Below are 11,628 nucleotides of genomic sequence, written 5' to 3' on the forward strand. Positions count from 1 at the left end.
CTCCGTTACTGATGCGTCACGACGATCAGACGTAGCGCATCCAGTCGCCAGCCAGCCTGATCGAGGCTTTCCATCACCTGCTGACGGTTGCTTTCTATGGCTGCAAGCTCGTCATCACGGATGTTCGGGTTTACGGCTCGTAGCGCTTCGAGACGCGACAGTTCCGCAGTCAGCTTCTCATCTGCTTCTTTACGTGCTGCATCGATAAGCGCCCGGGCCGACTTCTCAACCTGCGCTTCGCCCAGTTGCAGAATGGCGTGAACATCCTGCTGCACGGCGTTGACCAGTTTGCTACCGGTGTGACGGTTAACCGCGCTGAGTTGGCGGTTGAAGGTTTCGAATTCAACCTGGGCGGCGAGGTTATTCCCATTTTTATCCAGCAGCATGCGTACCGGCGTAGGGGGCAGAAAGCGGTTCAACTGCAGTTGCTTCGGCGCCTGCGCTTCCACTACATAGACCAGCTCAACCAACAGTGTGCCGACCGGCAATGCTTTGTTTTTCAGCAGAGATATTGTGCTGCTACCCGTGTCGCCGGAGAGGATTAAATCCAGGCCGTTGCGGATCAGCGGGTGCTCCCAGGTAATAAACTGCGCGTCTTCACGCGACAGGGCCACATCACGTTCAAACGTGATGGTGCAGCCATCTTCCGGCAGACCAGGGAAATCCGGTACCAGCATATGATCGGACGGCGTCAGCACGATTAAATTGTCGCCACGGTCATCCTGATTAATACCGACGATATCAAACAGGTTCATGGCAAAGGCGATCAGGCTGGTGTCGTCATCCTGCTCTTCAATGCTCTCGGCCAGCGCTAACGCTTTTTCACCGCCATTGGAGTGAATTTCCAGCAGGCGGTCACGTCCTTGCTCCAGCTGTGCTTTCAGGGCATCGTGCTGTTCGCGGCAGGTTTTGATCAGGTCATCAAAGCCATCGGTGTTTTCCGGTTCAGCCAGGAAGCCGATCAGATTGTTATAAACCGTATCATAGATGGTGCGACCGGTCGGGCAGGTGTGTTCGAATGCATCCAGACCTTCGTGGTACCAGCGTACCAGCACGGACTGCGCGGTTTTTTCCAGATAAGGAACGTGGATCTGAATATCATGCGCCTGGCCAATACGATCCAGACGGCCGATACGCTGTTCCAGCAGATCCGGGTTGAATGGCAGGTCGAACATGACCAGGTTGCTGGCGAACTGGAAGTTACGCCCTTCTGAGCCGATTTCAGAACACAGCATCACCTGGGCGCCACTGTCTTCTTCACTAAACCAGGCCGCGGCACGGTCACGTTCAATGATCGACATCCCTTCATGGAACACGGCGGCGCGGATACCTTCGCGCTCGCGTAGCACTTGCTCAAGTTGCAACGCGGTGGTGGCTTTCGCGCAGATCACCAGCACTTTCTGCGAGCGGTGGCTGGTCAGGTAACCCATCAGCCATTCAACGCGCGGGTCAAAGTTCCACCAGGTGCCGGTATCGCCTTCAAATTCCTGATAAATTTGTTCGGGGTAGAGCATGTCGCGAGCCCGGTCTTCCGCACTCTTACGCGCGCCCATAATGCCCGAGACTTTGATTGCTGTCTGGTATTGGGTTGGCAGCGGCAGCTTGATGGTATGCAGTTCGCGTTTCGGGAAGCCTTTCACACCGTTACGGGTGTTACGGAACAGCACGCGGCTGGTGCCGTGTCTGTCCATCAGCATCGAAACCAGCTCCTGACGCGCACTTTGGGCGTCGTCACTGTCGCTGTTCGCAGCCTGCAATAGCGGCTCAATATCCTGTTCGCCAATCATGTCGCCGAGCATGTTTAGCTCATCGTTACTCAGCTTGTTACCTGCCAGCAGCATGGCAACCGCATCGGCAACCGGGCGATAATTCTTTTGTTCTTCAACGAACTGGGCAAAATCGTGGAAGCGGCTTGGGTCCAGCAGGCGCAAACGCGCAAAGTGACTTTCCATGCCGAGTTGTTCCGGCGTTGCGGTCAGCAGCAGGATACCCGGCACACGCTCTGCCAGTTGCTCTATCGCCATATACTCACGGCTGGGCGCATCTTCGCTCCACACCAGATGATGGGCTTCATCGACCACCAACAGATCCCATTCCGCGTCACACAAATGTTCAAGACGCTGTTTGCTACGACGGGCAAAGTCCAGCGAGCAGATGATCAGCTGTTCGGTTTCAAACGGGTTATAGGCATCATGCTGCGCTTCGGCATAGCGCTCATCATCAAACAGCGCAAAGCGCAGGTTGAAACGACGCAGCATTTCGACCAGCCACTGGTGCTGTAAAGTTTCAGGAACGATGATCAGTATGCGCTCGGCAGCACCAGACAGCAGTTGCTGATGCAGGATCATCCCGGCTTCAATGGTTTTGCCTAAGCCTACTTCGTCAGCCAGTAACACGCGGGGAGCGTGGCGGCGGCCGACATCGTGGGCGATGTTAAGCTGGTGTGGGATCAGGCTGGTGCGCTGACCGCGCAGACCACTCCACGGCATGCGGTACTGCTCGCTTTGAAATTTACGCGCGCGATAACGCAGCGCGAAGCGGTCCATACGGTCAATCTGGCCAGCAAACAGGCGATCCTGGGGTTTACTGAACACCAGCTTGCTGTCGAGCAGCACTTCACGCAGCATGACGCCAGTTTCTTCGGTATCGAGACGGGTTCCGATATAAGCAAGCAGGCCGTTTTCTTCTTTTACTTCATCGACATGCAGTTGCCAGCCTTCATGGCTTGTTATCGTATCGCCAGGATTGAACATCACGCGGGTCACGGGGGAATCACTGCGCGCATACAGACGGTTTTCGCCCGTCGATGAGAAAAGTAAAGTGACGGTTCGCGCATCCATGGCGACAACGGTACCAAGTCCCAATTCGCTTTCTGTATCGCTGATCCAGCGTTGACCAAGTGTAAAAGGCATATGTGTTCGGCTCTATATCTTTAATTGCAGGCAATACTCGTCATTTTTCGGGCTAGCCCGAGGTTTTGAGAGCATACGACCCCGCTACCAGGCTAATAAATCAGTGGTAGTGGTGTTAAATGGGTCCAGGAATGGAAAGGGCGCTATGGTACTGGATGGCGGCGGTTTCGTCACGCGTCAAAATAACCCCAGTTGCCCTGTGAGTAGTGTAGCAAAGTTATCATCAATAAAGGGAAGAATTCCCTCGGCTACGGGCTGTATTTGCCGGGTCAGATAGTGCTCGTAATCTAGGGGGGATTGTTGATAATCCACGGGTTCTGGGCCATTTACCGTCCAGACATATTTGATCGTCCCGCGATTTTGATACTGCGGTGGGCGGCCGAGTTTTGCATTCTGTTCATCGGCGAGTCGCGCCGCGCGAACGTGCGGTGGGACATTACGCTGGTATTCGCTTAACGGGCGGCGCAGGCGTTTGCGATAAATCAGTTGTTCATCCAGTTCACCCGCCATTAACTTGTCGATGGTCTCGCGGACAAATGCCTGGTAAGGCTCGTTGCGAAAAATTCGCAGGTACAGCGCCTGCTGAAACTGCTGTGCCAGCGGTGTCCAGTCTGTCCGTACCGTTTCCAGGCCTTTAAACACCATGCGTTGTGCACTACCTTCCTGGATCATCCCGGCGTAACGCTTTTTGCTGCCGGTATCGGCACCGCGGATGGTGGGCATAAGAAAGCGACAGAAATGGGTTTCAAACTCCAGCTCCAGCGCGCTGGTCAGGTTTTGCTGTTGTAGTGATTGCGCCCACCAGTTATTGACATGACTGACTAACTCACGACCAATTCTGGCGGCATTCTCTTCCGTGTGCGCACCTTTGAGCCAGACAAAGGTCGAGTCAGTATCGCCATAGATGACATCGTAGCCCTGTGCTTCTATCAGCGCTTTTGTCTGGCGCATGATCGCATGGCCGCGCATGGTGATCGACGAGGCCAGTCGCGGATCAAAGAAGCGACAAGCGGTGGTGCCAAGTACGCCATAAAACGCATTCATGATGATTTTTAGCGCCTGAGAGAGCGGTTTATTACCGTGACGTTTCGCTTCGTCACGCCCGTGCCAGATTTGGGTAACAATCTCCGGCAGACAGTGCTTTTCGCGGGAGAACCACGCGTCGAGGAATCCTTCGGTGCTGTACAACGGGTCCGGATGTGCCATCCCTTCGATAAGCCCCACGGGGTCTATCAAGAAAGTACGGATAATTGAGGGATACAGGCTTTTGTAATCCAGTACTAATACAGAGTCGTACAAACCCGGGCGCGAGTCCATCACATAGCCGCCGGGGCTGGCATGAGGGGGAACTTCCCCCAGATTGGGCGCGACGTAACCGGCGCGGTGCATCCGCGGTAAGTAGAGATGCCCGAAAGCGGCAACCGAACCGCCGTGCCTGTCGACAGGCAGACCGTTTACCGTCGAACGTTCCAGCAGAAACGGCATGATCTCGGTTTTATGAAAAATACGCGTGACCAGCTCACAGTCTTTGAGGTTGTAAGTGGCAAGAGCGGGCTTATCGTGGGCAAAACGACGGTCAATTTCGTCCATTCTGTCCCAGGGATTATCAATCGATTTCCCTTCGCCAAGGAGTTCCTGCGCTACCGTTTCCAGCGAGAATGACGAGAAATTCCAGAATGCGGATTTCAGCGCCTCAATACCGTCAATAATCAGACGACCTTTGGCCTGGGCGAAAAAAACACCGTTTTTAAAACCATGTTCACGCCACTCCAGTTCGCTGTTATCGCGACCAAAACGCAGTGGGATACGATAACGTTCAGCATGATTTTGCAGGACGCGTAAATCGAACTGCACCACGTTCCAGCCGATGATCACATCAGGATCGTGACGGGCAATCCAGTCGTTAAGTTTTTCCAGCAACAGCGGGCGGCTGGCGACGTACTCAAGTTCAAAATCCAGCCGGGAGGAATCGCCATTCGGCGGGCCGAGCATATAGACAAGGCGCTGCCCGCAACCTTCAAGGCCGATGCAGTACAGCTCGCCGTGACGCGTTGTTTCAATATCCAGCGATACCCATTTCAACGGTGGTCGGTAGTCCGGGTTCGGCTTCAGTCGGGCATTAATTAGCGTGTTGTTTTGAAGAGTACCTTCGACCCAAACCGGGGAGGTAATAAAGCGTTCCATCAGATAACGTTCTGGTGGGCGTACATCGGCTTCGTAAACCGTCACACCATTTTCACGCAGCAGTTTTTCCAGCCGCATAAGCTGGCGGTGCGAGCGGCAATACAGGCCCGAAACCGGCTGACGGTGAAAATCCTGGAGTGTAAGCGGTGTCAGTCGATAGCCGTTTTCTGTGCGTAATAATGACGTTACGCGAGGCGTCTGGTGTGTGGGGATAAACGCGACGGATTCCTGTGGCGCGAGCGTAACCAGCAGTGGCCCATTGTCCGTTGCCAGCCAGAATGAAACCTCTGTCCCCTGCGGGGTATCCCGCCAGTGTCGGGTTAAAATAAAACCAGCCTGCGCCACGCTGCGTATCCGTCAAAAAACCAGGCCTTATTATAGCCTGGTTCTGATGAGTTCGCTGTGGTTTTATACAGTTGTTATGACTGGTACAGCTACTGCCCGTAATAGGCTTTAGCGCCGTGCTTACGCAGGTAATGTTTATCCAGCAGAGTTTGCTGCATATCCGGCAATTGTGGCGCAAGCTGGCGGCAGAAGATGCCCATATAGGCCACTTCCTCCAGCACAATCGCGTTATGTACTGCATCCTCGGCATTTTTTCCCCACGCAAATGGACCGTGAGAATGCACTAATACGCCAGGCATCTGTGCGGCATCAATCCCTTTTTTCTCAAAGGTTTCGACGATCACATTCCCGGTTTCCCATTCATATTCGCCGTTAATCTCGACGTCGGTCATTTTACGCGTGCAGGGGATGGTGCCATAGAAATAGTCCGCATGCGTTGTGCCCGTGGCCGGGATTGACTGGCCCGCCTGCGCCCAGATAGTTGCGTGACGGGAATGGGTATGAACAATGCCGCCGATAGTCGGGAATGCCTGGTACAGCAGACGGTGCGTTGGTGTATCAGAAGAGGGTTTTTTCTGGCCTTCCACCACTTCGCCTGTTGCGATACTGACAACGACCATATCGTCGGCAGTCATTAGGCTGTAATCGACACCGGATGGTTTAATGACAAATACGCCATGCTCGCGATCGACAGCGCTAACGTTGCCCCAGGTCAGGGTGACCAGATTGTGCTTAGGCAACGCCAGATTGGCTTCCAGTACCTGACGTTTAAGATCTTCTAGCATATTTTTCTCCCTGTCTGGTGGCGGCGTGAACACCGTCACCAGACAAAAGCGCTTAGCGTTTAAAACCGTAATACACGTCGTTCCAGCGCAGCGCGTCCTTAAAGGCCGGCAGGCGGGTGTCGTTATCGATCACTGCGATCTCGATATCGTGCATTTCAGCAAACTGACGCATATCGTTCAGATCCAGCGCGTGGCTAAAGACGGTGTGATGTGCGCCGCCGGCGAGGATCCAGGCTTCAGATGCGGTTGGCAGATCCGGCTGGGCTTTCCACAGTGCGTTTGCCACCGGCAGTTTCGGTAGATCATGTGGGGTTGGTACGGTGTCGATGCAGTTAACCAGCAGACGATAGCGATCGCCGAGATCGATCAGGCTGGCAACAACAGCAGGGCCTGTTTTGGTATTAAAGATCAGGCGGGCCGGATCGTCTTTACCACCAATGCCGAGGTGTTGTACGTCGAGGATCGGTTTCTCTTCCACTGCGATAGACGGGCACACTTCCAGCATGTGCGAACCGAGCACCAGATCGTTGCCCTTCTCGAAGTGATAGGTGTAATCCTCCATAAATGAGGTGCCGCCCTGCAGACCGGTTGACATCACCTTCATGATGCGAAGCAGAGCGGCTGTTTTCCAGTCGCCTTCGCCCGCAAAGCCGTAGCCCTGCTGCATCAGACGCTGTACGGCCAGACCAGGTAGTTGTTTCAGGCCGTGCAAATCTTCGAATGTTGTCGTAAAGGCGTGGAATCCGCCCTGTTCCAGGAAACGCTTCATGCCGAGTTCAATACGGGCAGCTTCCAGTACGTTTTGACGTTTGTCACCGTGGATTTGCGTGGCCGCTGTCATGGTGTAGGTGCTTTCGTACTCGTCGATCAGCGCGTTGATTTCGCCGTCGCTGATTGCGTTCACCACCTGTACCAGATCACCCACGGCCCAGGTATTTACTGAAAAGCCGAATTTGATTTGTGCCGCCACTTTATCGCCGTCAGTAACCGCAACTTCACGCATATTGTCGCCAAAACGGCAGACTTTCAGGTGACGGGTGTCCTGTTTGGAGACGGCCTGGCGCATCCAGGAACCGATACGTTCGTGTGCCTGTTTATCCTGCCAGTGACCGGTGACCACGGCATGCTGTTGACGCATACGCGCGCCGATGAAACCGAACTCGCGGCCGCCGTGCGCAGTCTGGTTCAGGTTCATAAAGTCCATATCAATGCTGTCCCACGGCAGGGCGGCGTTAAACTGGGTGTGGAACTGCATCAGTGGTTTATTGAGGATCGTCAGGCCATTGATCCACATTTTTGCCGGAGAGAAGGTATGCAGCCAGACGACCATCCCTGCGCAGCGATCGTCATAGTTGGCGTCACGACAAATAGCGGTGATTTCGTCAGGCGAGGTACCCAGCGGTTTTAGAACCAGTTTGCAGGGCAGTTTTGCTTCAGTATTCAGTGCGTTAACGACGTGCTCGGCATGTTGGGTTACCTGACGCAGTGTTTCAGGGCCATACAGATGCTGGCTACCAATCACAAACCACACTTCATAGTTATCAAAAATCGTCATTGTCGTGTCCTTAATGTGTCAGGGTTGCCTGGTTTGCCGGTGTTTTTTGCGCCGGCATGGCAGTCGGAAGGTATTGTTGTTCAGCGCTTACTGCCCACTGCTGGTAGCGACGGTAAAGCTGTTCAAAACGTTGAGCCTGTTCTGGACGAGGTTGCATCGTCTTTTCTACGGCGCTCGCCATTTTTTGTTGGGCGGCTGGAATATCTGCGTGGACCTTCGCGGCAACGGCGGCGAAGATCGCGGCACCGAGTGCGCAGCACTGGTCTGAAGCAACGATTTGTAGCGGACGGTTCAGCACGTCACAGCAGGTCTGCATGATGACCGGGTTTTTGCGTGCGATACCGCCTAATGCCATGACGTTGTTGACCGCAATGCCTTGTTCGGTAAAGCATTCCATGATGGCGCGTGCGCCAAACGCCGTGGCGGCAATCAGACCACCAAACAGGGCCGGAGCATCGGTCGCAAGGTTCAGGTCGGTGATAACCCCTTTCAGACGCTGGTTCGCGTTTGGCGTACGGCGGCCGTTGAACCAGTCAAGCACTACGGGCAAATGATCCAGCGACGGGTTTTTTGCCCACGCTTCAGTCAGCGCAGGCAGCAGTTGTTTTTGGCTGGCTTTAATCTGGGTTTTCAGTTCAGGATGTTGTGCCGCAAGCTGATCCAGCGGCCAGCTCAGGACACGGCTAAACCAGGCATAGATATCGCCGAAAGCAGACTGGCCCGCTTCCAGGCCGATAAAGTGTGGGACGACGCTGCCATCAACCTGACCGCAAATCCCTTTCACCGCGCGTTCGCCCACGCTTTGTTTGTCGGCAATCAGAATGTCGCAGGTAGAGGTGCCGATGACTTTTACCAGCGTATTGGGCTGCGCGCCAGCGCCTACGGCCCCCATATGGCAGTCAAATGCACCACCTGAAATGACGACACTTTCTGGCAGACCCAGACGCTGTGCCCACTCAGCGCATAACGTGCCAACCGGCAGATCGGCGGTGACGGTGTCGGTAAACATCGGGTATGGCAAATGGCGGTTGATGACGGGATCGAGCTCATCAAAGAAACTGGCTGGCGGCAGGCCCCCCCAGCTTTCATGCCACAGGGATTTGTGTCCGGCGCTGCAGCGTCCACGGTAAATATCCTGCGGGCGTACGGTATTTGATAGCAGGGCTGGAATCCAGTCGCACAGCTCAATCCACGAGACCGCTTCCTGTGCGACAGCGCTGTCCTGCCGGGTAATGTGCAGGATTTTTGCCCAAAACCATTCGCTGGAATAAATACCCCCGATATAGCGGGAGTAATCGACTTTGCCCGGTGTGTGGCACAAGCGGGTAATTTCTTCAGCTTCTTCGACTGCGGTGTGATCTTTCCACAGAACAAACATTGCGTTCGGGTTGTCAGCGAACTCTGGACGCAACGCCAGCACGTTGCCGTCGGCATCAATAGGTGCCGGAGTCGAACCGGTGCTGTCGACGCCAATCCCGACCACTTCCGCACGTTGTTCTGTGCTCAGTTCGGCCAGCACGGTTTTCAGTGCCGCTTCCATGGATTCGATGTAGTCACGTGGGTGATGGCGAAACTGATTGTTTGGGCCGTCGCAATATTGCCCTTCCTGCCAACGCGGGTACCACTCTACGCTGGTGGCGATTTCTGCGCCGGTGGCACATTCCACCGCTAAAGCACGTACTGAATCACTACCAAAATCGAGGCCAATTGCAATCGCCATCGTCTTACTCCATCCAAAAATACGGGTATGGATAAACAGTAGATAGTGGGGATAAAAACCGTCAGGCAGGATCCGCTAATCTTATGGACTAAAATGCTGTGACATCAGAAAGTGTGACGCCGTGCAAATATTCAATGTGGACATTTCTGCCGTAGTTATAGACACTTTTGTTAGCCGTTTTTGTCGCTGGCATCGTACAGGTTTTTAACAAAGTGCTTTTCACAAGCGGGGTTGATGGTCTATTGCTGACGTCATAGCGACGTGCAGGGACGGCGGCGATGAAGTCTCACACAATATGGACAAATTGTTTCTTATCAGAACAGAGGGAGTATTGAAATTATGGCTGAACCGCAAAACGATCCCCTGCTACCTGGGTATTCGTTTAATGCGCATTTGGTGGCGGGTTTAACCCCCATTGAGGCGAACGGGTATCTGGATTTTTTTATCGACAGGCCGTTGGGCATGAAAGGTTATATCCTGAACCTCACCATCCGGGGTGAAGGGATCATCAATAATCAGGGTAAGCAGTTTGTCTGTCGACCTGGCGATATTTTGTTGTTTCCACCCGGCGAAATTCACCACTACGGACGCCATCCCGATGCCAGTGAATGGTATCACCAGTGGGTTTACTTCCGACCGCGAGCCTACTGGCAGGAGTGGCTGGCCTGGCCGGCAATCTTTGCCCAGACCGGTTTTTTCCGCCCGGATGAAACGCACCAGCCGCATTTTAATGAACTGTTTGGACAGATCATTCATGCCGGACAGGGGGAAGGGCGCTATTCCGAACTGCTGGCGATTAACCTGCTGGAGCAATTATTGCTCAGGCGTATGGAAGCGATTAACGAATCGCTGCATCCCCCGATGGATAACCGCGTGCGCGATGCCTGCCAGTACATCAGCGATCATCTGGCGGACAGTAATTTTGACATTGCCAGCGTTGCGCAGCATGTCTGCCTGTCACCGTCCCGGCTGTCGCATCTGTTCCGTCAGCAGTTGGGTATCAGCGTATTAAGCTGGCGCGAGGATCAGCGTATCAGCCAGGCCAAGTTACTGCTGAGTACCACACGTATGCCTATTGCTACGGTGGGTCGTAATGTTGGCTTTGACGACCAACTCTATTTCTCCCGCGTATTCAAAAAATGCACCGGTGCCAGTCCGAGCGAGTTTCGCGCTGGATGTGAATAAAAAGTGAATGATGTGTCCTGAAAGTTGTCATAACTCGCAATCTATTCAGACAATTGATGGCTTGACGAAGTTGAGAAGGGTTAGCAGAATCCCTGCTTCGTAAATCTGACGGACACATTATGCAAGCATTGCTGGAACACTTTATTCTCCAGTCCGCCATGTACTCTTTGATAGCTGTGCTTCTGGTGGCTTTTTTAGAGTCTCTGGCGCTGGTTGGCCTGATTCTACCTGGCACCGTGATGATGGCGGGGTTGGGTGCCTTAATTGGCAGTGGTGAACTGAATTTCTGGCATGCCTGGCTTGCGGGCATCGTCGGTTGCTTGTTGGGGGACTGGATCTCTTTCTGGCTGGGCTGGCGTTTTAAAAAGCCGTTGCACCGTTGGTCCTTCATGAAAAAGAACAAGGCGTTGCTGGACAAGACCGAACACGCGCTACACCAGCACAGCATGTTTACTATTTTGGTGGGGCGTTTTGTTGGCCCGACGCGTCCACTGGTACCGATGGTTGCGGGAATGCTGGATCTGCCCGTCGCCAAATTCATCCTCCCCAATATCATTGGCTGTGTGCTGTGGCCACCGTTCTATTTCCTGCCGGGTATTTTGGCGGGCGCGGCAATCGATATTCCTTCCGATATGCAGAGCGGAGATTTCAAATGGCTGTTGCTGGCGACTGCATTGCTGCTGTGGGTTGGTGGCTGGCTGTGTTGGCGACTGTGGCGCAGTGGCAAAGCCGCTGTCGATCGTTTAACCGCATATTTACCGCGTGGCCGCCTGCTGTATCTGGCGCCGCTGACGCTTGGGGTTGGCGTAGTCGCGCTGGTAGCGTTATTACGTCATCCACTGATGCCGGTGTATCTCGATATTTTGCGCAAAGTGGTGGGTTACTAAGAGGTGGACTGCCGGATGGCGCTGACGCTTATCCGGCTTACACAATATCAAATCG

The 11,628-nt window shown here is 54.0% G+C and carries 7 protein-coding genes; 2 read left to right on the forward strand and 5 right to left on the reverse strand.

Annotated features, from left to right (window positions below; all coding sequences use genetic code 11):
- Positions 1 to 5 precede the first annotated feature (5 nt).
- The 5 genes from rapA to araB all read right to left on the reverse strand — a co-directional run bounded on the left by rapA (position 6) and on the right by araB (position 9,501).
- Positions 6 to 2,912, reverse strand: a complete 2,907-nt coding sequence (gene rapA, locus OGX95_RS20130; RefSeq protein ID WP_286630728.1) for an RNA polymerase-associated protein RapA — start codon at positions 2,910 to 2,912, stop codon at positions 6 to 8.
- Between the two features lie 177 nt (positions 2,913 to 3,089).
- The gene (gene polB, locus OGX95_RS20135) at positions 3,090 to 5,441 is read right to left on the reverse strand and encodes a DNA polymerase II (protein ID WP_286630729.1); all 2,352 of its coding nucleotides are present in this window, start codon (positions 5,439 to 5,441) and stop codon (positions 3,090 to 3,092) included.
- A gap of 89 nt (positions 5,442 to 5,530) precedes the next feature.
- Positions 5,531 to 6,226 (reverse strand): L-ribulose-5-phosphate 4-epimerase, encoded by a 696-nt coding sequence (araD, locus tag OGX95_RS20140; RefSeq protein WP_286630730.1) that lies wholly within the window; start codon positions 6,224 to 6,226, stop codon positions 5,531 to 5,533.
- A gap of 52 nt (positions 6,227 to 6,278) precedes the next feature.
- On the reverse strand, positions 6,279 to 7,781 hold the full coding sequence (gene araA, locus OGX95_RS20145) for an L-arabinose isomerase (protein WP_286630731.1): 1,503 nt from the start codon (positions 7,779 to 7,781) through the stop codon (positions 6,279 to 6,281).
- Positions 7,782 to 7,791: 10 nt separating this feature from the next.
- Positions 7,792 to 9,501: a ribulokinase gene (gene araB, locus OGX95_RS20150; RefSeq protein WP_286630732.1), complete on the reverse strand. Its 1,710-nt coding sequence runs from the start codon at positions 9,499 to 9,501 to the stop codon at positions 7,792 to 7,794.
- Between the two features lie 339 nt (positions 9,502 to 9,840).
- Between araB and araC the strand changes: the two genes are divergently transcribed.
- Complete coding sequence (araC, locus tag OGX95_RS20155; RefSeq protein ID WP_286630733.1) at positions 9,841 to 10,686, forward strand: arabinose operon transcriptional regulator AraC; 846 nt, start codon at positions 9,841 to 9,843, stop codon at positions 10,684 to 10,686.
- Between the two features lie 119 nt (positions 10,687 to 10,805).
- Positions 10,806 to 11,573: a DedA family protein gene (locus tag OGX95_RS20160; RefSeq protein ID WP_286630734.1), complete on the forward strand. Its 768-nt coding sequence runs from the start codon at positions 10,806 to 10,808 to the stop codon at positions 11,571 to 11,573.
- The last annotated feature ends 55 nt before the right edge of the window (positions 11,574 to 11,628 follow it).

This window comes from Citrobacter sp. Cu233 (genome assembly GCF_030332225.1).
Taxonomy (GTDB): Bacteria; Pseudomonadota; Gammaproteobacteria; order Enterobacterales; family Enterobacteriaceae; genus Citrobacter.